Source organism: Acinetobacter sp. P37 (assembly GCF_057480965.1).
In genome coordinates, this window is the sequence record NZ_JBLIYY010000005.1 from 30,794 (window position 1) to 55,834 (window position 25,041).

A 25,041-nucleotide genomic window follows, 5' to 3' on the forward strand; every position below is an offset into this window, starting at 1 on the left:
CTTGATGCTTAACTTAACAAGAATTTGAATGTTAAAGATTGTCACAGGCCTCACGATTCGCCTGTATAACGCATTAAATTTTCTTGTGTAGTACTTGCGACTAATTTTCCATCTTGCCACATTTGCCCATGAGTAAGCCCACGTGATTGAGAGGTTCGGGTAGTATTCATGTCATAGAATACCCAATTATCTACCCTAAAGGTATGATGAAAATACATCGAATGATCAAGACTAGTTGCGATGAGTTCAGGAGACAGATAATTTAAACCATGTGTTTTGAGCGCCGCAGAATATAAATTATAGTCTGAATAGTATGCTGCAATGGCCTGATGTATATGAAGTTGGTCAAATTGTGCATCCAAGGCATCATGGAGTTTTAAATATTCTGCATATTGATTTTGATTTAAGACAGAAGCTTGATTGGACGGTGGAAAATCTGTCAGCACGTATTCAATTGGTTTAGATATAAGCTGAAAAGGCTGTAAAAATGTGGCCAGATATTCAGGTGAAATAGATGATTGGATTTGCGATTTATAGAATTGCTCCTCTTTGAGCATACTTGGTGGAAACTGTGGGATCAGATCTGGTTCAGGTATTTGATACTCCATACCCATTTCGTTATTCATATAGGACAACATCACCATATATATTGGTTTGCCATGCTGTATTGCGGTCACTTGTCGTGTAGAAAAACTATGACTATCACGTAAATTTTCGACTTTAAATAATACAGGCTGATTTGCAAGACCCGCAGAAATAAAGTTGGCATGTAAAGAGTGGAGTGGGAGTGTACAGGTAAAGGATGCACTGATTATGCTCTGAGCAAGTAATTGCCCACCAAAAATATGGTCACCAAACAGAGGTTTGCTCTGTGCCAAAAAGTAGCCCTGATCTTTGGGCACTACAGATAATAATTGGATGAGGTCTTGAGTCAGCGTTGTCATATTTTTTTGAAATTTTTGCTTTATTTAAATGTATTCAACTCAAACTTATTGCACAAGTCATGTTCATGAAAAATATAAAAGTGTTCGCCGGTCTTTCTAGAATAGGCTTATAATCGAGTTTTCCTAGTTGTCCGAATGGAATGACGAAAAAGCAATGACACCTGCATGTAAACTCTTAAAATCTAATAAAATCGACTTTACAATTCATGAATATGACCATGACCCAGAAGCAAAAAGTTTTGGTTTAGAAGCTGCGGAAAAACTTGGTTTAACTGTCGAAGAAGTGTTTAAAACCTTGATGGTTACGGACGATAAAAATTACTTTGTTGCCGTATTGCCAGTGGAATATCAGCTGAATTTGAAAAAAGTGGCCACAGCATTTGGCTGTAAAAAACTAAAAATGGCAGACCCAAAGGATGCAGAGCGTTTAACCGGTTATTTGGTAGGTGGTATTAGTCCAGTTGGACAGAAAAAACGCTTAAAAACTGTGATCGATGCTTCTGCGCAGCACTTAGCTAAAATCTATGTGAGTGGTGGTAAGCGTGGTTTGGATATTGGTTTAAAACCCGAGGATTTAGCAAAAGTTTTGGGTGCAAACTTTGCTGATGTGATAGATGTCTAAACGGAGTTTATGATTCCCTAAAATCAATTGAATTTAGTGGTGTTACTCACAATATTATCCACTATTCCCAAACCACTAAAATAACAAAAGCCGCATTGAGCGGCTTTGTGGTTCGATGACGCATCTTAATTAGGGATATTTGAAGGAGAAATCACACATGAATACTCTAACTCTCCGGGTTTAGTCTCTTTAAGTAAGTTTTCCCAAGAATTATTCTTTGTTTTAATCCAACTATAAATATCTTCATAAAATTCAGGATTGAGATTAGCTTTTTGAATATATGATTTATTTAGAAGAAATTTAGTCATCAAACACATTGAATTCAGCTCAATTGGATTTCTATTTTTTTCTAAACTAAAATTATTTTTAGCTTCAACTTCTTATTTTCTCAGCATAGTTGCATTGAGTAGTGTTGATTTAAATAATTCCATAGTTAAATCATTAGGAGGTGTTTGATTAGCTAAGGCAAAGAGATTTCCATCAATTCTCAACATAGACGGGAAAAAATTTGCCTGTACATCTAATTCTTGCTGAGGAGACGGTGAAGATTTACATCCTGTTGTTAAAATACTGCTAAAAATGAGAAAACTTATAAACTTTAAAATTTTGTTATGCATCTAGGTGAATTCCTTGTTCAGCTAAAACTTTTAACATTTTAATCTTGGTTAATTCGTATTTTGTACATACTAATACGGCTCATTTCACTTCAACTGATTATTTATAATTTGGAAGTTCTAGCTAAGACTACACTTTTGTTGTTTCGGTTTTAGCTTTGAATAACGAAAATGTATGTAGTCGCAGAAGTAGAATTTAGTAAAACTTCATGTTTAGAGGTTGATTCATTAATAGCACTTAAAGGTGTTTAATTATAAAAATACTTATAAAAAATAGGTATTTAAAATCCGACCAAAATAGTTGTATTTTAATTTAAAAGCTGTAATTTGAAAGTGTGATCAAATTAAGAGACAACAAAATGCCTTATTCAAATACTAAAGCGATTATTGAGCAAATCTATAATTTTGTATTAGAAAAACACAGTTTAGCATCTAAAAGTCGATTTATGCAGTTATCGATCTTCTTTAGAGAATTGCATGAAGGGGATGACTCAAAATTTTCCGCAGATAGGTCTTTTTATTACAAAGGAATCTTTAACAACAGAGAAAAAAGTATATTTGCGAATGCTGCGCCAGACTTTTTTGATAAGCACAAGTTTTTGGATTGGGTTGTTAAATCAATTGATTGATTTCAACCCAATCGTTGGAGTACATAATTCATGCTGTATAACCAGTCTGAATAGAAATAGAAGATATTGATCAGAAATCAGTAGGTATATGTTATGAAATACATGCTAATTGGCAATAAGGATGTATGGCCAGTATGGTGTTAGTTAAAGTCTTCAATGATTAAAATTTAACTGCACATTTCGTTCCTTGATTTAAATAAAAGCTTGGTTAAAAGCAGAATATAAAAACCCATGTAAAAGACATGGGTTTTTAGTTTAAGTTGCACAATGTGATAATTCGGCTAAAAAATAATCAATATGATTTATTTGTTCAATGCTAAATGAGAAAATTATCATTTAGTTCCATTTCAGAAAATTATATAAATAAAAACAGAAAAGTTCATATTAAAAAAATTAATTTTTAAATACATAGAGATAAGACCAAATTTGCAATCCTGTAGCAAATCTTCACAAAAATGCAATTATTAACAATAATGATTATCATTAACATTGTTTCACGCTGGCCAGCGTACTAAGCATTACTTGCACAGTTAAAGAAACATAATTACATGACAAAGCTTGGAAAAGCTTAAAAATAGAGGATATGGTCAGATGAAAGAGCTTGCTAATCGCTTGGCGATGCAGCATCTTGTCAATGCATACTCACAAGAAACCGGTAAAGCTATTTTACTGGAAAAGTATCAACAGAATTCATCACAATTGACGTTTAGCCAAGGCTTGACGTTGTTATGCATCCCTTTAGATTGCATTCAATCACAGTTATTTGTACCACTATCTTATGTCAGCCTTGTTGGTAGACATCGTCTTGCAGATCTCCCACACGTCTTTAACAAGGGGCAGAAACAGTCATTTAGTATCACCGCGATCGCGAGTTTATTACTTGAACAGCTCGTACAAGAGTCAGGTCATACACTGGATGCTTCATCATTATTAGAACGTTGGATCGAAAGTCGTGAAGCGCTTATTCAATTTTTGACACTACGTGAACATGATTTTGAGGCTTTGGTCCAAGCGGAACAAAGTTTCATTGAATCGGAACAAGCTTTAATTTTAGGGCACAGCATGCATCCTGCACCGAAAAGTCGGGTCGGTTTTGTGCATGAAGATTGGGAAAGGTATTCGCCAGAAGCCAAAGGTCTAAGCCAACTGCACTATTGGTTGGTAGCTCCAGAATATATCCAAGAAGGTTCAGCTTTAGATCAATCAGTCTCAGCGCAATTGAAAAGCGAATTGCAATGGCATTTATCAGAAACTGATCAAGCACTACTGAATGCCTATTCACATTATAAGTTATTGCCTTTGCATCCTTGGCAAGCACGTTATTTACAGTCAAAAGTATGGTTTAAAAACTTAAAAACCAAATTAAAAATTATCGATTTTGGCGAGAAAGGTTGGGCATTTTCACCAACAACTTCGGTACGGACTATGGCAAGTTTTGCAGCGCCGTGGATGTTAAAACCATCACTTTCCGTAATGATCACCAATTCAATCCGAGTCAACCTTGCCAAAGAATGCCACCGTGGTGAAATGACCCATAGACTGTGGCATTCAAGTCTCGGTGAACGTATTTTACAACAATGCCCAACGCTCAAAGCGGTGAATGATCCTGCGTGGATGGCATTGAGCATAGATGATGAAATCGTCGAAGAAACTATTTGCATCTTCCGTGATCAGCCTTTTAGTGAAAAGCAGCAGGTGAGTTGTATTGCATCATTATGCCAAGATCATCCTGCACAGCCGAAAAGCCGTTTTAATGCACTATTCGAACAAATCGAAAAACAACAACCTGAACTTGATCAAAGCGCCATTGCGATCAATTGGTTTAAACAATTCTTAGCTATCAGTCTAAAACCATTAATGTATTTGTACCATCAATACGGAATGGCCTTTGAATCACATCAGCAAAATGTCTTACTTGAGCTTGAAAATGCAATGCCTAAATATCTATGGCTGCGTGACAATCAAGGCTTTTACTATATTGAAGAACTTGCAGGTGAAGTCTTAAGCGCATTTCCAGCGTTGCAAGAAAAAGCGCATGCCGTGGGTTCCAAAGCCTTTGTCGATGAGCGCTTTAGCTATTATTTCTTTGGTAATACTTTATTCGGCATTATCAATGCAATTGGTGCAACTGGATATGTCACAGAGCAAGTGTTGATATCGATATTGCAAAATGAACTGTTGGACTTACATCGGGCATATCCAGAAAGTTCATTGATTCATTCATTACTTTATCAGCCGACCTTGCCGTATAAGGGTAATCTGTTGACGCGCTTGTATGAGCTGGATGAATTGATTGCCCCAGTCGATCAGCAATCGGTTTATGTACAGTTGCCAAATCCTTTATGTGTGGAACAGAAGGATGTGCAATATGCTTGATTTTATTGGGATAGGCTTAGGGCCATTTAACCTTAGTTTGGCGAGTTTGCTACATAAGCAAAATCATTTGCAGTATCAATTTTTTGAAAAGAAACCACAGTTCGACTGGCATGCGGGTATGCAATTGCCCAATACAGTATTGCAAGTGCCGTTTATGGCCGATCTGGTTTCCATGGTCGATCCAACCAGTCCTTTTAGTTTTTTAAATTACTTAAAGGCGCAGCAGCGTTTATACAAATTCTATTTTTTAGAACAAGCTCAGATTCCTAGACGTGAATATAACCATTATTGTCAATGGGTTGCAGACCAACTAGAGCATATTCAATATCAATCAACCGTAAAAACCATTTATGCCCAAGAGCAAGGCTTTGAAGTCATGGTTGAGCAAGATGGACGTTTTAGACGTTATCAATGCCGAAATTTGGTCATTGGTTCGGGTAATGTTCCGCATTTACCACAGTGTCTAAAAGACATACAACAGCAATATCCGGAGCGCTGCTTACATTCTGCAAATTATTGCAATGCAGCGTTAAATCACTTGAAAGGGAATGTGGTTGTACTGGGATCAGGCCAGTCTTCGGCCGAAGTTTTTATGGATCTGTTTGATCGTCAATATTTGCAGGATCAAACCACAACAGCGCAGTTTAAATTGCATTGGCTGACCCGTTCTAACGGTTTTTTCCCGATGGAATATGCGCCGCTTGGTTTAGAGCATTTTAGTCCGGATTATACTGCGCATTTTTATCAACTAAGTCCTGAAAATAAAGCCAAACAACTGAAACAACAAGGTTTGTTATATAAGGGCATCAGTGCAAAAACCATCCGTGATATTTACCAAAAACTATATCACCGGAGCATTGGTCAAAATATTCAACAGACGCATTTACATGCTCAGGTGGGTTTGGTCGATGCCGAGCCTCATGGTGCGGGCATCCGTTTGCAGTTTCAGCATAAAGTCACGGCAGAACAATTCTATCTGGATGCGGACTTTGTCGTGGCTTCAACGGGATATCACAGTCCAGAGTGGCAATATCTCAAATATCTAAAACCACTGATTCAATGTGATGAATTCGGTCGCTGGAAAATTAGTGAGGACTACCGCGCACAGCATGACGCTGTCGGTGGAATTTTTGTTCAAAATCAGGAAATGCACAGTCACGGTGTCGGGACTCCTGATTTAGGCTTGGGTGCTCACCGTGCAGCGATCATTGCCAATCAATTATTGGGTTTTGACTTATACGATTTAGGCGATCAAGCACAAAGTTTCCAACATTTTTCACCCAGTGAAAATACTGAAATGCACAGTATGGGTGTTGTGAAAAAATCAGCGCCAACCAATATCCAAAGACCTTTATCCGTAAAAAAAACCATTGCCAACTATGCAATGAACCGCAATACGACCATGCCGAATAAGCAAGAACAGAATACGGTTAAACTCGAGAAATTATAATGACATTTGCAAAATTACAGATAAATCAAACGCAGTGGCGCCGTGCAGGGCAAAGACTGATTGAAATGGCGATTGCTGAATTTTTATATGAAGAAATTATTCAGATTCAGCCAGTGGAAAATAACACTTGGCAACTTAAACTGGATGACAAAACCTATCAATTTGAAGCGACACAGTTTCTGCTTGGGCATTGGCGTATTGTTGAAGGGAGCGTTCGCGAATTAAGTGAATCGACAGAACATCCTGCATGGAATCTGCATGAATTTATTCGTGCCTTTTCAAATCAAGCTGAGGTGAAACCATTTACCAAGGCCTATTTGATTAAAGAAATGAACAATACATGGTTAGCAGAAGCCCATGTTTTTGATGAACAGCGATTGCTGAGTCATGCTGTCTTGTCAGCGCCACACTATCAAATTGAAGGCATGTTGCGTGGGCACCCTTGGCTCATTATGAGTAAAGGCCGTATGGGCTTTGGCTATGATGATTATTTAAGCTCCGCACCAGAGATTTCTCCAACGGTTAAAGTTCTGTGGTTAGCTGTTCATCGTGATTTAGCTGAGTTTCGTTCGACCGAGGCTTGGGATGCGCAAAGCTTATATCGCCATGAATTGAACTCAGCGCAATTACACGATTTTCAACAGCAATTGGCGGACAAAGCCTTAGATGCTGCTGAGTATTTCTTTATTCCTGTACATGCATGGCAATGGCATCAGTGGTTAATCCCGACCTATGCCAATGAAATCGTCGATCAGCGCATTGTAGAGCTGGACATTGGACAAGACGACTATGTGCCAATGCAATCAATTCGTACTTTATGCAATACCAGTCATCCTGAACGTCATTATGTGAAGTTACCCGTCAGTATCTTTAATACGGCGGTCTATCGAGGTTTGCCTTCAAAACGAAATTTGGCTGCACCTGCAGTGACCGCTTGGCTGAAGGACATACAACGTCATGATGCAGACCTGCAAAAAACACAGGTAGCATTTTTGGGTGAAGTCGCAAGTCTCACATTACAACAGCCATGTTTTGATCAGATAGACGGTGCGCCTTATCAATTTAAAGAATTGTTTGGTTGCTTATGGCGTGAAAGTGTCGAGCCATGTATTGATGAACATGAGATGGCACTTTCCCAAGCGGCATTGTTGCATCGAGACATAAACGGTCAATCTATTTTATCTGTGTTGATTCAGGCTTCAGGTTTAACGCCTTTGCAATGGCTGAAGCACTTTGCCGAAGTCTGCGTAACACCGCTACTAATTTGCTTATACAAATATGGTTTAGCTTTTTCTCCGCACGGTGAAAACACCATGTTGATCCATGAAAATGGCTTACCGAAAAAAATGGTGCTGAAGGACTTTATTGATGATGTCAATTTAGTTGATGAAGATTTTCCAGAACTCGAAAATTTACCAACTGAAGGGCAAATCTTACTGCGCCATCCTGCTGAAGAACTTAGTCACTTTATCTTTACAGGTTTGTTCATGGTGCATTACCGCTATATCTGTAATGTCTTCCTTGAAGATTATCCAGAGCATACAGAACTTGAGTTTTGGCAAACCATTTCCACCGTGATCGACGAATTTCATCAGGCACATCCTGAATTGGCAGATCGTATTGAAAAATTCAGTATGTTCCGTCCACGTTTCGAGAAAATTTGTCTGAACCGCGTTCGACTGTTTACCACCAGTTATAACGACGAAGCAGAACGACCAGTACCGGTATTTTTAGATCCAATTGCAAATCCTGTGAGTCCAAGCACGTTAAATCACTGGGCAGAACAACAGCATACTGCTAAGCAGAAGACGACAACCAACCGTATTGCGTCATAAGCAGATTTTTGAGCTAAGAACAGAAAAGATTAAATAAATTTAAAGGACGACATCATGACCACGTTATCACGACAACTACCTGATTTTTATGAATACTATGAGAATGAGACGCAATACTACTTACGACAAATGCAATATCCAGAAGATATGGCTTTGGTTCATAAATGGATGCATGAACCGCATGTGATTCCACAGTGGCAACTCAATAAGTCAGAAACTGAACTAAAAGTGTATTACGAAAAAATGCTGGCAGATGATCATCACCGAATTTTGATCGTAGGAGTCAATGGTGAAGATGTGGGCTACACAGAGATTTACGAGGGAAAACGGGATCGATTAGGTTTGTACTACGACGGTGATGAGCTGGATCTAGGTTGGCATTTGTTATTTGGTGAAAAGTCCGTTTTTGGTAAAGGCTATTTACGTCCTGTCATGCGTTTATTGAGCTTTTATATCTTTGAAAATGCCGCATCAGCCAAGATTGTGGGAGAACCTGATCATAGTGTGAAGCCTTATGCCGTCGTAGTTGAAGACATGTGCTATGAAGCGCAGCGCCTAATCCCAATGCCTGAAAAGACCGCCATGTTGTATTACTGCTTTAGAGAAACTTTTTATGCAAAATTCGGTCATTACTTAAACGACTCCAAGGCATTTCAGCATCAGCAACTAGCTAAGGCGGTGTCATGAGTTATCGCTGCACCCACATGCACATACTGGACATGCGCTTTTCAGCGCATGTTTCAGTGGAAGAGTTTGAACAATGGTTGACTCAAGTTGAGCGCTTTTTTCTGAAAAGTCAGCCCTTTGTTTTGGTTATGCAAACGGCTGAGGGAACGACATTTCCTGAAGAATATCGGCAAATACAGGCCGTTTGGTACAAGAAGTTTAAACATCTCTTTTTTCAATATTGTTTGGGTCTGGTGCGTATTGCGCAAGATCCAGATGACTTCAAACGTTTAAATACACCCGCACTGCATGCAGCGTGGCGTGTGCCTTATTACGTTTCATTAGAACAGTCTGATGCGCTGCAATGGGCAGTGCAGAGGTGGATATGCAACAACACTCAAGAAAATTAAATCATGCAATTTCACCATCTCAAATTTCAGTCCTGAGTTTGAGCGTCGTGATCATTTTGTACTTAGCACATGCATTGCCTTTGTATTTTTACAATGTGGCTTTGCCTGCTATTTTACGACATCAAGGGGTAGATTTACGTTGGATTGGCATGTTATCGCTGCTTTACATTCCATGGGCATTCAAGTTTTTTTGGGCGCCTTGGATCGATCAGCTCTATGTCAAAAAACTCGGTAAACGTAAAACATGGCTATTATTTACGCAAATCGCATTGGTACTGGGGGTATTGGTTTTAGCCTTTACGCAGTTTTCTTATGGACTGACTTTATTTGTCATTGTTGGTTTATGGATTTCAACGTTTGCGGCAACGCAAGATATTGCGATTGATGGTTATACCGTAGAGAAATTTACCGAAGGCAATTACCGTCTGGGGAGTATGGCACAAAGTATTGGGGTGGCCGTCGGTAGTATGCTCGGTGGCGCTGCGATTTTATGGATTTACCAATATTGGGGTTGGCAGTCAGCGCTCACAACTTTAGCGCTGCTGACATTTTTAACCATGTTTGCTGTGTTTTTTATTCAAGAAGAGCCAGAAACTCAAATTACCAAAGCCAAACCAAGCCTACGACAAGCGTTTAAACGACCTGAAATTCGTTGGGCTTTGCTGCTCATCGTTTGTTATCGCGTGGTGGAAGCACCCGCTATGGCGATGCTGAATCCCATGTTGATCGATCAAAAATGGTCACTGTCTCAGATCGGCGTGTTGATGTCTGTGGTCGGTGCCGGTATTGGTCTAATTGCAGCCGTTAGTGCAGCTGTAATGCTGAAAAAAATCAAAGCGACGCAATTGTTGGTCTGGGCAGGTTGGTTACGTACATTGCTATATGCCGTCATTGGGGCAGCCGTTGTATTGGGGTGGTTGAATCAATGGCATCTGCTTTTAGGTGTATTTGTCGTGCTGATGCTAGCCATTCGTTATATCGCCATGACATCACTCTATGCCTATTTCATGCAGACCAGTTCTAAAGAACAGGCGGGTACCGATTTCACCATATTAGTTTGCTTTGAATTGCTCGTTTACTTCATTGGCGGTGCATTTTCAGGCTTTCTCGCAAAATCATTAGGCTATGGACATTTTTACTTGGTATTGGCAATCGGCTCAGTAATCAGTGTCTTAGTTAGTCAACGTATTGTTTTAAAAACACAAAATTTAAAAACTCAAACTCTTCCGACTCAATCGGAACTCTAAGAAATGGAAAAGAATATGAAACGTTTAGCTCTACCGATGCAACTGACTTGTCTCAGCTTAGCAATTTGCACTCAGCTTTATGCGCAAGACGTCACGACAGACACTGCACAAAATACAGCAGTTGAAACGCAAACTGCAGAAGCTACTAAAATGGCACCGATTGTTGTGACGGCAACTCGTTCTGTGAAAAGCATTGCCGATATTGCGGGTACGGTGTACAGCATTCCTAAAGAAGAAATTGAAAAACAAGCCAATGCAGGTAAAAGCACAGCCGATATTGTCGGTTTATTGGTGCCATCACTGACTCCATCGAGTGGTACAACGTCTAACTATGGGATGACCATGCGTGGACGTGTGGTGCAATACATGATCGATGGTGTGCCGCAAACGGGATATCGTGATGGATCTCGACAACTGGCGAGTATTAGCCCGTCGATGATTGAACGAATTGAAGTGGTCTCAGGTGCAAGTAGTATTTATGGTTCAGGTGCGACAGGCGGTATTATCAATATCATCACCAAACGAGGTGGATCTGAGCCGCTGAGTTTTGAAACAAAAGTCGGTGTCACTTCTGGTAATAACTTTAAGTCCGATGCGTTAGCTTATGAAGCTGCTCAAACCATGAACTTTAATCAAGGCAATTTACGCGGAACTTTAGGTGCTAGCTATACCAAACGTGGTGAAATACAAGATAGCCATGGCAATCGTATTGGGCCTGAGATTGCGCAAACAGACCGTCAAGATACCGACACCTTAGATCTAAATGGTCGTGTCAGTTGGAAAATTGCCGATGGTCAAACGCTGAGTTTCGGTGCGCAATATTATAATGATGAGCAAGATAGTGATTATGGACCTGACTATGGTCCAAATTTAAATGCGCTGCGCTCACAGCCCGTGGGTGGCAAGCTGCCGTTGTCTTTAAATGCGGTAAAAGGCTTACAACTTGCCGAACAACCACAAACTGAACGTTATAGCGTCAACGCACAATATGAAAATCAAGATATTTTAGGCCACCGTCTAAATGCTGAAACCTATTATCGAAATGAAAAAGCACGGTGGTTCCCATCTGCACGTCAAATGGCACCTGAACTCTTCTTGGTGTATCAGTCAGAAACCGATATCGATGTTATAGGCGCGCGTGTTGCTCTACAAAAAGATCTTAACTTAAATGGTCGTGAACTGGGGCTAACCTATGGTGTGGACTATGAAAATGAAAAAGATCAACAAAATATCCAAATGTATGACAGTGCTACATTTATTCAAAGTAATGGTCTGAGTTATCAGCCGTTTAACTATTATGCCTTTGGCCCAGATGTTGAAACAGAAAAACTTGGCGTATTTGCCCAAGCGCAATATGAATTAACCGACCGTCTTGGCTTACAGGCCGGCATTCGCCATGAGCGGGTAGAGAGTGATGTCGATTCATCTGTGCCTTATATGGAAGCCATTACTGCAGATTTAACCCCAGGTTATGTGGCGAAAACGCTGAATGGCGGTAAAGTAAAACATGATGCAACGCTGTTTAATGTTGGCGCGGTGTATCACTTAACAGATGCACAGCAAGTGTTTGCTAATTTCTCACAAGGTTCAAACTTGCCCGATGTGCAACGTATGCTGCGTGATGTGCCTGCAAATTCTGTGATTAATAGCCAAACCATTGACCCGATTAAAGTCAATAACTATGAACTCGGTTGGCGTGTACAAAATGCCGGTGGTTTAAATGCAGGAGTGACGGCTTTTTATAATGACTCAGATAAAAGCCTGAAATTTGGTGCGCCGAATTACACCATTGATGTTATTGATACCGATGAACGTATCTATGGTGTCGAAGCCAATGCCAGTTATGAAGTTCAACCGAATTGGACAGTTGGGGGCACAGTTGCATATACCACGGGCCAATTTAAAAATACCCAAGGTGACTGGCAAGAGTTGGATGCTATTCGTGTAGCACCTTTAAAAGGTACAGCATTTTCAGAGTGGCAATTTGATAATGACATGAGCCTACGTGTTCAAGCTTTAGCGATTGGCGGTACTGACAAAGCCCAAAAAGACGCTGTGAAATATGGATCTGCTCCAGCAGCGGCAATTAAAGGCTTTGCAACGATGGACGTGATTGCCAATGCAAAAGTAGGACCGGTTAATGTGGGCTTTGGTGTATACAACGTGTGGAATACGGATTATAAGTCGGTATACAGCCAGTCGGTTGAAACTGTCTATGGCCCAATTTCTAGCCTAGCTGCTCAAGGTCGTACCTACGGTTTAAGTTATACGGTGAAATACTAATTTAAATCCTGAATCGGGTTTAAAGCACGGTATCGTGACTTACAAAATAGAGGTGGCTTAAGTCACCTCTATTGTTTATAACGTAGCCATTAAAAATGGATAACAAAAATAATGGATCGAAATAACAAACTGTTTATTGCTGCCAGTCTTGCCAATGGTGCAAGTTTCTCGATGATATTGCCGCTGTTGGCGCCATTGGTTCGTGAGTTAAAGCTTTCTGAAATACAAGGCGGAGCAATGGTTTCCGTCGGTGCGCTGCTGATGGCCATCGGTGCCATTTACATTTCAAAAAATCAATCCAAGTTTTCGATATATCAACTGTTGAGTATCGGTTTTGTGGGCATGGCTGTGACATGGGGGTTATTTACAGCCGTGTTGATGTATGGCCTTACTGTTCAGATAGGGATGTTGCTGCTATTTAGTTTATTAATGTTGTCACGCGCAGCGACTGGGGTATTTATGGCGATGCCACAGATTGCCTTGCAAACTTATGTGATGACCCGTTTTAGCAATGAGCAGCAGCGTTCACAAGCGATGTCAAAATTCGGTGCATTAAATAGTGCAGGCGTGATCATTGGGCCATTTCTAACAACTTTGCTGTTGGGCTTCGGTGGAATCATGACGCCGCTTTGGGCTGCAATCATTATTTTAGCGTTGATTTCTGTGGTCTTGGTACTCAGCTTTGATCGACATACCGAACAGCATAGCGTTGAAAAGCCAGTGACAGAAAAGCATGAGGCAGCATCTACGGATTTGAGCATTCAGCAATGTTATCCATGGTTAATGTTAGGTTTTAGTCTCTATCTTGCCATCGTGACTGTAAATTTAACGGCAGGGTTTTATATTCAAGACCGCTTTAATATGACTGCTGCAGAAGGTGCAGTGCATTTTGCAGAGTGTTCTCTCGTCGTAGGTATTGCTTTGGTGGTTATGCAAACGCTGATTTCTAAGTATTTAAATTGGTCTGTATATCGCTTACTGTGGGTTGGGCTGTTTAGCATGGCAGCAGCCTTGCTGATTTCGGTTTTCACCACTGAATTACAGATATTTCAAGCTACATATCTTTTATATGGTATATCGGTTGCATGTTTAATCCCTGCATTTACAACGGGTGCAGCGCAAACGGCGCCCAGTGCGTTACAGACTAAGGTGGCAAGTTGGTGTACAGCCACTCAGGCTTTGAGCTTTGTTGTCGGGCCACTGATTAGTACGGGTTTATATCAATGGCACAAAGAATTTCCGTATTATTTTTTATTTTTAGTGATGCTTGGTTTAATCGTATTCTTTTTATTTCAAATCAAAACTCAAACCGTGAAGCGAGTACCTGAGTGAAATATGCAGAGACTTGTAGACTTACTTCAATAGGTCGGTGTGAAGATAGGACTATCCTGACAATAGTGGGTTTTGATTACATGATGTTACTTGATCGGTGATTAATCTTACAAAATAGATGTTTAAAGCAAGCACTTTGATTAAAAAATAACCACAATTGTTTCATTAATTCTCAAAGTACTGAATCAATAGTTTTCTCCGTTATTCTTTTCACATAAAAAATAACGGAGGTTAAATGCTTAAATTTAATAATGATTTGGTTCTGGGCGCCATTTTTGATATGGATGGAACAATGTTTGATACTGAACGTTTACGGTTTCAAACATTGAAACAGGCATCTCTTGAATTGACCGGGGTTGAGTTTTCCGAATTATATCTGATGAATTGTTTGGGGCTAAGTGCACAAAGTGCGCATCGATTGGCCCAAGCCGAATATGATGAAAACATTCCATACGCAGATATTCGCAAACGCGCAGATGAATTAGAACTGGAGCATGTTCGTCAGTTTGGTGTACCGATCAAAAAAGGCTTGGTTCAAGTATTAGAACGCTTACGCAAGTCAGGACTGAGGATGGCCGTGGCAACATCGAGTCGCCGTGCAATCGCAGAAGAATATCTCATCAATGCCAATGTGTATAAGTTCTTTGATGTCTTAGTCTGTGGCGATGAAGTTGAAAATGGTAAGCCACATCCTGAAATATTCATGCGTGCTGCCGCAAAGCTGAATTTAAATCCTGCTGATTGTTTGATGTTTGAAGACTCGGAAAATGGTCTGACTTCGGCCTTTGAGGCTGGCGGTATTACCGTACTGTTTAAAGATATTAAATCGCCCAATCAAAACATGCTGTCCAAAGCCAAATATTATTATGAATGTATGTATGACTGTTTGACGGAACTTGACCCGTTCACTGCGCATTTAAAGATGCCGCATGTGCAAGAGGCTTTTCCACAAACCCTTAATCAGCTCACTGTTGGTATTCATGGTTTTGGGGCGATTGGTGGTGGTTATTTAGCACAAATTTTGTCGCATTGGGATGGTTATACTCGCCCGAAAAAAATCTATGCTTCGACACGTAACCCTTTATATCGCTCTGCGGTGAATGCATTTGGTACCTATTGTATTCGCTATGGTCAATTGTCTTATGACGAACGCATTGAAAACATGGCAGTCATTGATGCTGAAAATATTCAGCAGATGCAAGAGATGTACACAGAGTCAAGTTTGGTTGCCATCTGTTTGCCTGAAAAAGCGATTGCAGAAGAGGCCAAAACCATTGCACAAGGCCTGTATGCACGACATATTGCACATGATGAGAAAGCCATCGAACCTCTAACGATGCTGATCATTTTGAACAAAGTCGGAGCAAAACAATTATTAATGTCACATTTAAAACAGGCTTTAACTGAGCTTGCTGGAGCGGTTGTTGCAGAGAAAATCATGCAACAACACTATTTTTGCGATACCGTGGTCAACCGCATGGTATCTAAGTTAAGTGACCAAAACTTATATCGTCAGCTCCGTATAAAATATAATATCTTCAAACAATTTCAATTAGATGAAGTTGAAGTGGATGCTCAATTAGACTTAGAAGATGCGACGAAATTAAATCCTGATCAGGAACGTCAAGCCACTTTATATGTTGAGGATATGCGCCGAAATTTCCACCCAAGTCATATATTGCAAAGCATGGATTTAATTTTATTTAACGCAGAATCTGACATGCCGATCTATGTAGAAAATAACAGTCCTTTGTTAGAAAAAATGCGTCAAATGATTTTGGTCGATCATATTGAAGATATTCAATTAATTAAAAATCGCTTGTGGAATGGCGTACATGCCATGTTGGCTTGGCAATCTGCACTGTTCAATCATCAAACCATAGGTGTGGCACTTGCAGATCATCGTGTTGATCAATTTATGCATGAACTCATTGACGAGGTGCAGGCTGGTTTAGCACGATGCTTACCTAATCGTGCTTTTGATTTAACACGACTGGCAGAAAGCTTTATAAACTCTTGTGAACATGCGTATAAAGACCCATGTGCGCGTGTGGCACGAGATCCTTTACGTAAACTTGCAATTAATGAACGAGTGTTGGGCTCGTTGGCGACCAATGTGAAATATGGACTGGAGACAACGCACCTACAGCAAGGTATTGTCTATGGTTTGATGTATGCCGTGAGTGTAAATCAATGTTCGATGGATCAGGCTATCAACTTTATCCAGTTGCAATTTTCAGAACTGAAAAAGACAAATGAGCTTGAACAACTGGAACGTATTGAACAGATTGAGGCCAATGTAATGATACAGTTGCAGCATTTTTCTGATCAGTCCACAGAGCAGTTTACATCTTGGAAAAACCATGCTGTAACGCAAGATCAGAAAGATACTGCGAAATTTGCCTAAAATATAATGCTTATCTGTGCGCAATATATATTGAATCAAAATGCTGAGTATGACTCGGCATTTTTTTCTTACAAAGATGCTTTAGATGAATGAATTTCAGCTTTAAATGAATATTACTAAATCAAAATTGGGCAAAGTCTGTTTTGATTCATGCTTTAATAAAGCGGATTAAATTTAAAGTGATTTATCTGTGTTTTTAAAACCCTCAATGCAAGTCGTACCGACGCTCAATCAGGATTATCCCGATTGGCATCAAGGTCGTCAGCACTATGCTTTGTGGTATATAGAAATACAGGATCCTGAATTATTGGCGTATCTCTCAGCACTTCGAGCGCAGTTTTCAGATCTTTTATACACGCCAAATACGCGCCAATTTCATATTACCGTGTTTATTTGTGGCTTTATTGAAGAGTTAAAGAAAACCCAATTAATCGATCATTCTGAACAACGATGGAATGATAATTTCTCAGCAGATGAATTGGCACTGCACCAACAACAACTTCGACGGTTATCGCTATCTAATATTCGGTTACGTACAGGTCAGATCAATAGCTTTCAAAGCGCGCTATTTATTGAAATTGTGGATGTAGATCGTAAGTTAGACCATCTACGTCAAGCTTTGAATTTAACTTCGAATGAAATTGCACCAATCGAATATTGTCCGCATATCACATTAGGCTTGTATAAACAGGCATGGAATAGCGATGATATTTTTGAAAGAATCCAACAAATTGAACAGCACAGCTTTGATTTTGAAAGCGAGCAGCTGACTTTTGGTCATTATCAGGCTCAAGTATTACAAGGGGTGTTGAGTCCTTATTATCAACATCAGTTTAGACAAAATATAGAGATGGCACAGTCATGATTCATTTCATTTTGGGTGGGGCACGTTCAGGTAAGAGCCGACTTGCAGAACAAAAAGCCAAAGAAAGTGCTCAAGCCGTCATCTATGTGGCTACAGCACAAGCCTATGATGAGGAAATGCAGGAGCGAATTCAGCATCATCAAGCCGACCGCCCAGAGCATTGGAGGCTGATTGAAGAGCCTTTGTATTTAGCCGATCGCTTAGTTGAAATAGACCAAGCTCATCAAACCATTCTTATCGATTGTTTAACGCTGTGGATGAGTAATTTATTGATGCATGAACAAGCAGACTTTCAACAGCAACAATGCCAAAAATTACTTAAGGTGCTGCCAACATTAAAGTCAGACATTATTTTAGTCAGTAACGAAACTGGACTAGGCGTTGTTCCCATGGGACAAATCAGTCGAAAATTCGTCGATGAATCTGGGCGCTTACATCAACAAATTGGTCAAATTGCTGACCATGTGGTGTTTTGTGTTGCAGGTTTTCCAATGATCTTAAAAGGAGATAAAGCATGAACTGGTGGCAAGAACCCTGTCAAAATCCGAGTATCGAAGCTAAGCAACAGGCGGTAAATCACCAGTTACAGCTAACTAAACCTACGGGCTCGCTTTCAGAACTTGAAAATGTAGCGGTGCAACTTGCATCATTACAAAACACAGATCAGCCCAATATCGATTTTCCGTGGATTACAATCTTTGCTGGTGATCATGGTGTGATGGAAGAAAATATTTCAGCCTACCCACAAGCCGTCACACGCCAAATGCTACAAAACTTCACGACAGGTGGAGCATGTATTAGTGTCATTGCACGTGAGTATCAAGCCAAACTACAAGTGATTGACTGTGGCTCTGTAGGTGAAGCCTATGAATATGCAGGGGTTGAGCGCTACTGTATTGCAGCGGGTACAGCAAATTTTGCTAAAACTGTTGCGATGAGCGAATCACAATGTATTGAAGCGATGAATCTTGGCCGTAAAAGTGTTGAAGATGCTATCTCTGCAGGTGCGTCAATTTATGTCGCAGGGGAAATGGGCATTGGCAATACCTGTTCTGCTTCTGGTGTTGCATGTTTTTTATTTAATGAGCCGGCCGAAAAATTGACAGGTGTTGGTACAGGTATTCGTGCTGAACAATTGGCACATAAGAAACAAGTGATTGATCAGGCCTTGGCTTTACATCACGACTATGTCGGACAAGATGTCTTTAAAGCCCTATGTGCCGTAGGTGGTTTGGAAATTGCCGCGATGGTTGGAGCGTACATTCGCTGTGCGCAATTGGGTCTGGCAATGGTGGTGGATGGATTTATTAGTACGGTTTCTGCCTTGGTCGCTGTTCGTTTAAATCCTGCTGTACGTGAATGGATGCTTTTTGGTCATCAATCGGCTGAATATGGGCACCAACGTTTACTTCAAGCCCTTGAAGCTGAACCACTCTTAAAGTTGAATTTACGTTTAGGTGAAGGCAGCGGTGCCGGTGCGGCCTTGGGTTTAATTCGTTTGGCATGTCGTTTACATAACAACATGGCGACTTTTGCACAAGCTGCTGTGATTGGTGAAAAAGTTTAAATGGAACATTTCCGTTTAGATATATTGCGTCATGGTGAGACTGAACTAAGCCATACCTTACGTGGCTCTACAGATGATGCTTTGACGCAAAAAGGTTGGCAGCAGATGCAGCAGACCATAGATGATGTATTGAACGTCATACATACACACGGTTTAGCGAGCTGGGATGTCATCATCACTTCTGACTTACAGCGCTGCCGTTTATTTGCTTTAGATTTGTCTCAACAACTTAAATGTCCAATGTTTGAAAATGCGAAGTTTCAAGAAATGCATTTTGGCGACTGGGAAGCGGTATCAACCAAGCATATCTATGAAAACACCCCAGAGTTACTCGCACAGTTTTGGCAAAGTCCCAGCACATTTACGCCACCGAATGCAGAAACTCTTCAGCAATTTCAACATCGGATATTAAGCGGTCTAGATGAGTTAGTCTTGCAGGCTCAACAGCATCATTGGCACCGCGTTTTATTGGTTTCCCATGGTGGTGTGATTAAATTATTAAAATGTATGGCACAGCAAAGTCACTTAGATGATTTATTAAAAATGACTGCTGAATTGGGACAATTAAATTCATTCATTGTGCAAAATCGTGCAAATATTCGTCTTTTGGAGCAAAGTGAATGACACCTTTTTGGATTGCTCTACAGTTTCTCACGACTTTCCCGATTCAACTTAAAGCGATGCCATCGAAACAGCAAAATGGACAGTCTTTGTTGTTTTATCCAGCGGTGGGATTGTTGATCGGTTGCATTCTTGCCTTGCTTGCTTTTACATTGCATAGTCTGCCGATCGTCTTACTCAGCAGTATTTTGCTTGTAGTCTGGATTTGGCTCACAGGTGGATTACATCTAGATGGTTTAGCCGATACGGCAGATGCATGGGTCGGTGGCTTTGGTGATGCCGAGCGTACACTTAACATCATGAAAGACCCTGCATGTGGGCCGATCGGTGTTTTGAGCCTCGTCGTGATTTGCTTACTCAAATGGTCGGCACTTTATGTTTTGCTACAACAGCAAATGTATTTGGCATTAATTGTATTTCCAGTCTTGGGACGTTTAGCCCCTTTATTTTTGTTTTTAACAACTCAGTATGTTCGCGAAAAAGGCTTAGGCTCATCGATAGCAGAAACTATTCCACGAAAGTCGGCATACCTAGTCTTTATACTCTGCCTAAGTGCATGTTTGTATTTTAGCTGGACTGGAGTGGTCAGTATTCTTACATTTATTTGTACTTTATTGTATTTACGATGGAAATTTATTCAGCGTATAGGTGGTGTGACAGGAGATACAATTGGTGCCGCGATTGAAATCACAGAAGTGTCGAGTCTTTTAGCGTTTGTCATAGCAATACATTATTTAGCTGTATAGTTTTACAGATGAAACAGTTTAAATCATCATTTAAAAAGCCCAGAGACTGCACTGGGCTTTTTATTTATCCCAATAGATAAATGACTAAATGAATAAGCGATGGCCCAAGTAATACCATAAATACTCCAGCAAGTACCATGCTCAAGCAGGCTGCAACACCTTCTTCTTTATGACGTGATAATGCTTTACTTGTACCAAATCCATGTGCAGCATTGCCAAGAGCCGCACCTTGTGCAAAGCGTGAATGCAATTTAAGCCCAGCCAAAACTAGGTCAGCCATAGCCACGCCGGCAATCCCAGTAATCATGGTAAATAGAATCACCAATTCTACTGAACCTCCAATATTCGAGGTAAGTTCCATGGCAAAGGGCGTAGAAATGGAACGTGCCATTAAGCTATAAGACGTTTCTTGGTCAAACTGAAACAACTGTGCCAAATAAAAAGCACTAATAATCCCAGCTAACATGCCAATCACGATGCCTAAACTAATGCTCAGCGCATGCTGACGGATAATTTGCCGATATTCATAGATGGGAATAGCAAAGGCCACAGTGGCAGGGCCGAGCATCCATACAATCCATTGGCTTTCTTGCATATAGGTGTCATATGAAATATGAAAGCAAAGCATGAGTATAATCAGCACAAACGGGACGAATAGTGCAGGGGAAAGAACCATATACGGTAACTTACGATGTAGCTTTTTCGCCAAAATATAACCGACAAGGGTCAGGACGAAAAACAATACAGAGATGCTGTTCAACCCAAAATCGTTCATAAGGTTTTTCCTGCTGTGTTGACATCATGATCTGTCGCAGTTTGGTGTTTCGCTTTAATTTTTGCCTCGAGTTTAAAGCCCCAATAAACCGTAAATGCTGTAAACACCATGACACAGACAGTACCCAGTACCACGGCTAAAATTAACTGCCAGCCAGAGCTGAGTAATAAATCTTGATATTTAATTAATCCAACTACACAGGGGATAAAGAATAGAACCAGTTCAGCCAAAATAAAATCTGAGCCTTGTTTGACCCACTGCATTTTAAATAAACCACTCAACAATGCAGCTAATAGCAGCAATAAACCAATCACGCCAGCAGAGATCGGCAAGTTAAACCATGATTGAATGCAAGAGCCGATCCACCAGATCAATATCAATAAACTTAGCTGGGCTAAGGTCTTGAGAAACTGTGTAAATTTGGAAGTAGATTGTGGAAGCGTATCCATGAGACGACAGCAGAATAGGAGATGACGCTATTTTAAAAGTGCATACCCTGTATAATTATGAATAATTAATTATTAATTATGCTTGAATGGAATAATAATGGACATTAAAAGCCTAAAAGTCTTTGTGACCATCGTACAAAAACAGAGTTTTAGTCATGCAGCAGAAGCGCTTTTTGTCACTCAGCCGACCATTAGTAAATTAATTCGTCAGTTAGAAGATGAGATCGGCGTGCCTTTATTTCATAAAGGTGAAGCAGGGCGTAAAAGGGAAGCGCAGCTCACCTATATGGGAGAGCAGATTTATCAGCATGCTTTAGTGATATTGAATGAACAACAACGGATGCTTGATACAGTCACCCAAGTTCGTGCCTTAAAACAAGGTAAATTGACTCTAGGTTTACCGCCATTGGCATCGGTGATGTTTAGTCAGTTAATCGCGCTGTTTCATAAAAAATACCCGAATATTGAATTGAGCTTTTTTGAGGTAGGGGCAACAGGTATTGAAAATGCCATTTTAAAAAAACAGGTCGATGTCGGGATCATTTTGGGTCACTTGAAACCGGTGTTAAGTGGTATTCCAGTGATGGAGTCACCATTATGTTTATTATCTAAAAAAAACTCACAGTGGCGTAAGCGAAAAACCGTTTCGTTGATTGAATTAAAAGAAGAATCTTTTTTATTGTATGACGATACCTTCACACTCAATGACATCATTATACAGGCGGCAAATTACGTCGGATTTGAGCCAAATGTGGTGTGTAAAAGTAGCCAGTGGGACTTTATCGCCAAAATGGTAGATTCAAATGTCGGGATTGCACTACTGCCTAAAATTTATTGTGAACAACTTGATGCGGCAAAATACCATATGGCTGAATTAGAAAATCCAAACCTAGACTGGAAACTCAGTATGGCCTGGAATACCACTGTTGCCATGAGTCCCGCAACGCGTGCATGGCTAGAAATAATTGAGGACAATAAAGACAAAATACATTTTTAGTTCATTTACAGATCAAGCAGATAAAATGAATACGTTGAAACAATGGTGGATTTATGATTTGTACATCAAAGATTATTGAAAAGGATTTTGCAAAATCAACAGGCATGAATTAAATTGGGTGTTGGTCGTTATTTTTGATGGTTCATAAAATGAAATGGGATGATATTGGTCAACAACCGTGTTCAATCGCTCGTGCACTTTCAGTGCTAGGGGATCGTTGGACCATGTTGATTATCCGTAATGCATTTATGGGCATTCGACGTTTTGATGACTTTCAACAAAATCTCGGTGTGACGCGTCATGTGTTATCTGACCGATTAAAGCGTTTGGTTGAAGAAGGTATTTTAACCAAAGTTGCTTATGTCGAGCGTCAGGAACGTTTTGAATATCGACTGACTCAAAAAGGCTTAGACTTGTATCCAATCCTTTTAGCTATGACCCATTGGGCCGATCAATATATGGATCAGGGCTTAGGATCACCTGTTGAATATGTCCATCAGGCATGTGGGCAAAAATTTAAACCGGTTTTAGTGTGCTCATGTTGTGCTGAACCGATCCAAGCCAAACAGGTCAAACCGATATTTACCCAAGCCTATTACATCGCTCTAAATCAATTAAAACCTGCCTAAGCTGTTTTATGGCTTTCTTCAAGATGCTGATTTGCATCTATTTAGTCAAATTAGCCTAAGCGGTATTTGGGTTGCTTTAAAATCACAAACAATTTGCAGGTTTAGGGATGCCCGCTAAACGACTTAAATGTCGAGCGACCAAACCGGTGTTAAATTTGTTTTGTAACACCGCATTATTAATATCAGCGCTCACCGTTTTCATTAAAAATTTAATGAGTGGGCGAGTTGCCGGCGAGTGACCAAACTGTTGATAAAACTGTCGCACAGCTTGTAAAACTTCAAAATGCCATGGGCTTAACTCAAGATCTAAACTTTTAGCCAATTCTTGGGCAACAGTTTCATTCCAAATAGTGTAATCCACCAAATGGCCATCTTGGTCTAATTCAAGATTCATATTCATTCCAAAAGAGAAGATAGTAGTAATGGATCGCTTTTACTCAAATTATTTGAGTGAAATACATCTTTTAAATCTCAGGCATAGATCAGCAAAAGCGGCATAGTCGATTACTTTCATATGACTATAATTCATACTTTTACTTAAAATCTCAGCATCATTTTCGAGTACATAACATGTGCCAAATTGCTGAATTTGTTCATCTGCAATATGTAAGACTGCTTCACCCATTAGTATGATTGAATCTTCAGGGTTGATTAAACTGGCTAACTGCTGGATGTGCTGTAGGGTATTGGCATAGCTGGCTTGGACTAAATACAGCGTAGAATTTGACATCATCATTCCTCTTTTACCAATACAACACATGATCAAATTGTTGAATTAATTCAGTATTGAATTGAACAAACTCAAGCTCTTGCTCACTGTTGATCACAAATGGATGCTGTGAATTTTTTTGTTCAATATAAATCGGGGTGAGATCATAAAACTCAAAGCTATCAACCATGTTGGATGCGAGTTTAAATGCATGCTTGAGTTGACTAAACTCTTGTTCGGCTTGAAGTAAGCTTAGCGCAGCATCTTTGAGCAACACTTTTACGTTACAACCGAAGGTTGCAAGCACCATGGTCGCAGAAAGACTTTCATGTACTTGTAAGCTTGCAAGATTTGCATGGGTTAAAACAACCAGTACAGATTTCACGTAATTTTCCTTTTCAATGCTACAAATGCGCGGCAATAAAATTTTTAGAATTGCAATAAACGGTCAGCAGCTTGTACGGCATCGGCAAGTTCGCCTAGGCCCACAAGTTCAAATTGCTCAGCTAGATTATGTTGCTGAATATTGTGACGGTGTGCATTTTCCTGATCTGTGATCCCACGTGCGAGAGCTGCACTTACGCAAACAGGTAAACGAATGCCGAGTTTTTGCCATTCACTACTGAGTTTGCGCTGATCATCTGGCACCCATTGCAGAGCATTTGCCACATTTACACCATCTTGATAGAAAAAAACCCGAAAGTTTTCGCCTTTCTGCTTCAGCGCTTGGGCAAGACCCAAAGCATGCCAAGCCAATATCGAAGTGGGTGAGGAGGTAATTAGTAATAGAGTACTCATCGAAATTCACTAAATGAATAAACGGTCTAGATCGACAGTTTGTTCTGAGTTCAGAAGAAAAAGCTAGTAT

General features: G+C 40.1%; 26 protein-coding genes. 18 read left to right on the forward strand and 8 right to left on the reverse strand.

Annotation, left to right across the window (positions count from 1 at the left end):
* Positions 1-50: 50 nt before the first annotated feature.
* Complete coding sequence (locus AC25JC_RS05875) at positions 51-944, reverse strand: acyl-CoA thioesterase (RefSeq protein WP_180115546.1); 894 nt, start codon at positions 942-944, stop codon at positions 51-53.
* A 154-nt stretch (positions 945-1,098) separates the two neighbouring features.
* On the opposite strand from AC25JC_RS05875, the gene ybaK reads away from it, so the two are divergent.
* Positions 1,099-1,566 (forward strand): Cys-tRNA(Pro) deacylase, encoded by a 468-nt coding sequence (gene ybaK, locus AC25JC_RS05880; protein ID WP_180023982.1) that lies wholly within the window; start codon positions 1,099-1,101, stop codon positions 1,564-1,566.
* A 380-nt stretch (positions 1,567-1,946) separates the two neighbouring features.
* On the opposite strand, the gene AC25JC_RS05885 is transcribed toward ybaK, so the two are convergent.
* Positions 1,947-2,183, reverse strand: coding sequence for a hypothetical protein (locus AC25JC_RS05885; protein WP_180115547.1), 237 nt, complete (start codon positions 2,181-2,183; stop codon positions 1,947-1,949).
* Positions 2,184-2,539: 356 nt separating this feature from the next.
* Here AC25JC_RS05885 and AC25JC_RS05890 point away from each other — a divergent pair, with 356 nt between their 5' ends.
* The 15 genes from AC25JC_RS05890 (at position 2,540) to AC25JC_RS05960 (ending at position 20,614) form a co-directional block, all read left to right on the forward strand.
* Positions 2,540-2,809 (forward strand): hypothetical protein, encoded by a 270-nt coding sequence (locus AC25JC_RS05890; RefSeq protein ID WP_180115548.1) that lies wholly within the window; start codon positions 2,540-2,542, stop codon positions 2,807-2,809.
* A gap of 591 nt (positions 2,810-3,400) precedes the next feature.
* A complete protein-coding gene (locus tag AC25JC_RS05895; RefSeq protein WP_486923652.1) occupies positions 3,401-5,185 on the forward strand; it encodes an IucA/IucC family protein in 1,785 nt (594 codons plus the stop codon).
* Positions 5,178-6,635 (forward strand): lysine N(6)-hydroxylase/L-ornithine N(5)-oxygenase family protein, encoded by a 1,458-nt coding sequence (locus AC25JC_RS05900; RefSeq protein WP_486923653.1) that lies wholly within the window; start codon positions 5,178-5,180, stop codon positions 6,633-6,635. The genes AC25JC_RS05895 and AC25JC_RS05900 overlap by 8 nt, the downstream gene beginning before the upstream one ends.
* Positions 6,635-8,470 carry an IucA/IucC family protein gene (locus AC25JC_RS05905; protein WP_486923654.1) on the forward strand — a complete coding sequence of 612 codons (1,836 nt, stop codon included), beginning with the start codon at positions 6,635-6,637 and terminating at the stop codon, positions 8,468-8,470. Before AC25JC_RS05900 ends, AC25JC_RS05905 begins: the two co-directional genes overlap by 1 nt.
* A 54-nt stretch (positions 8,471-8,524) precedes the next feature.
* Positions 8,525-9,157 (forward strand): GNAT family N-acetyltransferase, encoded by a 633-nt coding sequence (locus AC25JC_RS05910; protein WP_180120283.1) that lies wholly within the window; start codon positions 8,525-8,527, stop codon positions 9,155-9,157.
* On the forward strand, positions 9,154-9,546 hold the full coding sequence (locus AC25JC_RS05915; protein WP_078190999.1) for a hypothetical protein: 393 nt from the start codon (positions 9,154-9,156) through the stop codon (positions 9,544-9,546). Before AC25JC_RS05910 ends, AC25JC_RS05915 begins: the two co-directional genes overlap by 4 nt.
* A complete protein-coding gene (locus AC25JC_RS05920) occupies positions 9,522-10,793 on the forward strand; it encodes an MFS transporter (RefSeq protein WP_486923745.1) in 1,272 nt (423 codons plus the stop codon). Before AC25JC_RS05915 ends, AC25JC_RS05920 begins: the two co-directional genes overlap by 25 nt.
* 15 nt (positions 10,794-10,808) lie before the next feature.
* On the forward strand, positions 10,809-13,076 hold the full coding sequence (locus tag AC25JC_RS05925) for a TonB-dependent receptor (protein WP_486923655.1): 2,268 nt from the start codon (positions 10,809-10,811) through the stop codon (positions 13,074-13,076).
* Positions 13,077-13,187: 111 nt separating this feature from the next.
* The gene (locus tag AC25JC_RS05930) at positions 13,188-14,408 is read left to right on the forward strand and encodes an MFS transporter (protein ID WP_486923656.1); all 1,221 of its coding nucleotides are present in this window, start codon (positions 13,188-13,190) and stop codon (positions 14,406-14,408) included.
* A gap of 235 nt (positions 14,409-14,643) precedes the next feature.
* Positions 14,644-16,815: a bifunctional mannitol-1-phosphate dehydrogenase/phosphatase gene (gene mtlD, locus AC25JC_RS05935; protein WP_486923657.1), complete on the forward strand. Its 2,172-nt coding sequence runs from the start codon at positions 14,644-14,646 to the stop codon at positions 16,813-16,815.
* Positions 16,816-17,005: 190 nt separating this feature from the next.
* A complete protein-coding gene (locus AC25JC_RS05940; RefSeq protein WP_486923658.1) occupies positions 17,006-17,680 on the forward strand; it encodes a 2'-5' RNA ligase family protein in 675 nt (224 codons plus the stop codon).
* A complete protein-coding gene (gene cobU / locus AC25JC_RS05945) occupies positions 17,677-18,198 on the forward strand; it encodes a bifunctional adenosylcobinamide kinase/adenosylcobinamide-phosphate guanylyltransferase (protein WP_486923659.1) in 522 nt (173 codons plus the stop codon). The genes AC25JC_RS05940 and cobU overlap by 4 nt, the downstream gene beginning before the upstream one ends.
* Positions 18,195-19,247 carry a nicotinate-nucleotide--dimethylbenzimidazole phosphoribosyltransferase gene (gene cobT, locus AC25JC_RS05950; RefSeq protein ID WP_486923660.1) on the forward strand — a complete coding sequence of 351 codons (1,053 nt, stop codon included), beginning with the start codon at positions 18,195-18,197 and terminating at the stop codon, positions 19,245-19,247. Before cobU ends, cobT begins: the two co-directional genes overlap by 4 nt.
* A complete protein-coding gene (locus AC25JC_RS05955) occupies positions 19,248-19,871 on the forward strand; it encodes a histidine phosphatase family protein (protein WP_486923661.1) in 624 nt (207 codons plus the stop codon).
* Positions 19,868-20,614, forward strand: coding sequence for an adenosylcobinamide-GDP ribazoletransferase (locus AC25JC_RS05960; RefSeq protein ID WP_486923662.1), 747 nt, complete (start codon positions 19,868-19,870; stop codon positions 20,612-20,614). The genes AC25JC_RS05955 and AC25JC_RS05960 overlap by 4 nt, the downstream gene beginning before the upstream one ends.
* Before the next feature lie 64 nt (positions 20,615-20,678).
* Here the strand turns inward: AC25JC_RS05960 and AC25JC_RS05965 are convergent, their stop codons facing one another.
* Positions 20,679-21,389: an LrgB family protein gene (locus AC25JC_RS05965; protein WP_180078902.1), complete on the reverse strand. Its 711-nt coding sequence runs from the start codon at positions 21,387-21,389 to the stop codon at positions 20,679-20,681.
* Complete coding sequence (locus AC25JC_RS05970; protein WP_180115562.1) at positions 21,386-21,838, reverse strand: CidA/LrgA family protein; 453 nt, start codon at positions 21,836-21,838, stop codon at positions 21,386-21,388. The genes AC25JC_RS05965 and AC25JC_RS05970 overlap by 4 nt, the downstream gene beginning before the upstream one ends.
* Before the next feature lie 97 nt (positions 21,839-21,935).
* On the opposite strand from AC25JC_RS05970, the gene AC25JC_RS05975 reads away from it, so the two are divergent.
* Together AC25JC_RS05975 and AC25JC_RS05980 are read left to right on the forward strand one after the other, a co-directional pair.
* Positions 21,936-22,835, forward strand: a complete 900-nt coding sequence (locus AC25JC_RS05975) for a LysR family transcriptional regulator (protein WP_078193835.1) — start codon at positions 21,936-21,938, stop codon at positions 22,833-22,835.
* 149 nt (positions 22,836-22,984) lie between these two features.
* The gene (locus AC25JC_RS05980; RefSeq protein WP_078191046.1) at positions 22,985-23,464 is read left to right on the forward strand and encodes a winged helix-turn-helix transcriptional regulator; all 480 of its coding nucleotides are present in this window, start codon (positions 22,985-22,987) and stop codon (positions 23,462-23,464) included.
* Positions 23,465-23,546: 82 nt separating this feature from the next.
* On the opposite strand, the gene AC25JC_RS05985 is transcribed toward AC25JC_RS05980, so the two are convergent.
* The 4 genes from AC25JC_RS05985 to tusD are packed head-to-tail and all read right to left on the reverse strand — an operon-like array spanning position 23,547 to position 24,971.
* Positions 23,547-23,858 carry a TusE/DsrC/DsvC family sulfur relay protein gene (locus AC25JC_RS05985; protein ID WP_486923663.1) on the reverse strand — a complete coding sequence of 104 codons (312 nt, stop codon included), beginning with the start codon at positions 23,856-23,858 and terminating at the stop codon, positions 23,547-23,549.
* 48 nt (positions 23,859-23,906) lie between these two features.
* Complete coding sequence (locus AC25JC_RS05990; RefSeq protein WP_180115564.1) at positions 23,907-24,194, reverse strand: DsrH/TusB family sulfur metabolism protein; 288 nt, start codon at positions 24,192-24,194, stop codon at positions 23,907-23,909.
* Between the two features lie 13 nt (positions 24,195-24,207).
* Positions 24,208-24,558 (reverse strand): hypothetical protein, encoded by a 351-nt coding sequence (locus AC25JC_RS05995; RefSeq protein ID WP_111884337.1) that lies wholly within the window; start codon positions 24,556-24,558, stop codon positions 24,208-24,210.
* Between the two features lie 44 nt (positions 24,559-24,602).
* On the reverse strand, positions 24,603-24,971 hold the full coding sequence (gene tusD, locus AC25JC_RS06000) for a sulfurtransferase complex subunit TusD (protein WP_180115565.1): 369 nt from the start codon (positions 24,969-24,971) through the stop codon (positions 24,603-24,605).
* Between the last annotated feature and the right edge of the window lie 70 nt (positions 24,972-25,041).

What these genes read in the sequence shown, in the direction of transcription:
- AC25JC_RS05875 (WP_180115546.1), bottom strand. Translation starts at nt 944, where the DNA reads ATGACAACGCTGACTCAAGACCTCATCCAATTATTATCTGTAGTGCCC.
- ybaK (WP_180023982.1), top strand. Translation starts at nt 1,099, where the DNA reads ATGACACCTGCATGTAAACTCTTAAAATCTAATAAAATCGACTTTACA.
- AC25JC_RS05885 (WP_180115547.1), bottom strand. Translation starts at nt 2,183, where the DNA reads ATGCATAACAAAATTTTAAAGTTTATAAGTTTTCTCATTTTTAGCAGT.
- AC25JC_RS05890 (WP_180115548.1), top strand. Translation starts at nt 2,540, where the DNA reads ATGCCTTATTCAAATACTAAAGCGATTATTGAGCAAATCTATAATTTT.
- AC25JC_RS05895 (WP_486923652.1), top strand. Translation starts at nt 3,401, where the DNA reads ATGAAAGAGCTTGCTAATCGCTTGGCGATGCAGCATCTTGTCAATGCA.
- AC25JC_RS05900 (WP_486923653.1), top strand. Translation starts at nt 5,178, where the DNA reads ATGCTTGATTTTATTGGGATAGGCTTAGGGCCATTTAACCTTAGTTTG.
- AC25JC_RS05905 (WP_486923654.1), top strand. Translation starts at nt 6,635, where the DNA reads ATGACATTTGCAAAATTACAGATAAATCAAACGCAGTGGCGCCGTGCA.
- AC25JC_RS05910 (WP_180120283.1), top strand. Translation starts at nt 8,525, where the DNA reads ATGACCACGTTATCACGACAACTACCTGATTTTTATGAATACTATGAG.
- AC25JC_RS05915 (WP_078190999.1), top strand. Translation starts at nt 9,154, where the DNA reads ATGAGTTATCGCTGCACCCACATGCACATACTGGACATGCGCTTTTCA.
- AC25JC_RS05920 (WP_486923745.1), top strand. Translation starts at nt 9,522, where the DNA reads ATGCAACAACACTCAAGAAAATTAAATCATGCAATTTCACCATCTCAA.
- AC25JC_RS05925 (WP_486923655.1), top strand. Translation starts at nt 10,809, where the DNA reads ATGAAACGTTTAGCTCTACCGATGCAACTGACTTGTCTCAGCTTAGCA.
- AC25JC_RS05930 (WP_486923656.1), top strand. Translation starts at nt 13,188, where the DNA reads ATGGATCGAAATAACAAACTGTTTATTGCTGCCAGTCTTGCCAATGGT.
- mtlD (WP_486923657.1), top strand. Translation starts at nt 14,644, where the DNA reads ATGCTTAAATTTAATAATGATTTGGTTCTGGGCGCCATTTTTGATATG.
- cobU (WP_486923659.1), top strand. Translation starts at nt 17,677, where the DNA reads ATGATTCATTTCATTTTGGGTGGGGCACGTTCAGGTAAGAGCCGACTT.
- cobT (WP_486923660.1), top strand. Translation starts at nt 18,195, where the DNA reads ATGAACTGGTGGCAAGAACCCTGTCAAAATCCGAGTATCGAAGCTAAG.
- AC25JC_RS05955 (WP_486923661.1), top strand. Translation starts at nt 19,248, where the DNA reads ATGGAACATTTCCGTTTAGATATATTGCGTCATGGTGAGACTGAACTA.
- AC25JC_RS05960 (WP_486923662.1), top strand. Translation starts at nt 19,868, where the DNA reads ATGACACCTTTTTGGATTGCTCTACAGTTTCTCACGACTTTCCCGATT.
- AC25JC_RS05965 (WP_180078902.1), bottom strand. Translation starts at nt 21,389, where the DNA reads ATGAACGATTTTGGGTTGAACAGCATCTCTGTATTGTTTTTCGTCCTG.
- AC25JC_RS05970 (WP_180115562.1), bottom strand. Translation starts at nt 21,838, where the DNA reads ATGGATACGCTTCCACAATCTACTTCCAAATTTACACAGTTTCTCAAG.
- AC25JC_RS05975 (WP_078193835.1), top strand. Translation starts at nt 21,936, where the DNA reads ATGGACATTAAAAGCCTAAAAGTCTTTGTGACCATCGTACAAAAACAG.
- AC25JC_RS05980 (WP_078191046.1), top strand. Translation starts at nt 22,985, where the DNA reads ATGAAATGGGATGATATTGGTCAACAACCGTGTTCAATCGCTCGTGCA.
- AC25JC_RS05985 (WP_486923663.1), bottom strand. Translation starts at nt 23,858, where the DNA reads ATGAATCTTGAATTAGACCAAGATGGCCATTTGGTGGATTACACTATT.
- AC25JC_RS05990 (WP_180115564.1), bottom strand. Translation starts at nt 24,194, where the DNA reads ATGTCAAATTCTACGCTGTATTTAGTCCAAGCCAGCTATGCCAATACC.
- tusD (WP_180115565.1), bottom strand. Translation starts at nt 24,971, where the DNA reads ATGAGTACTCTATTACTAATTACCTCCTCACCCACTTCGATATTGGCT.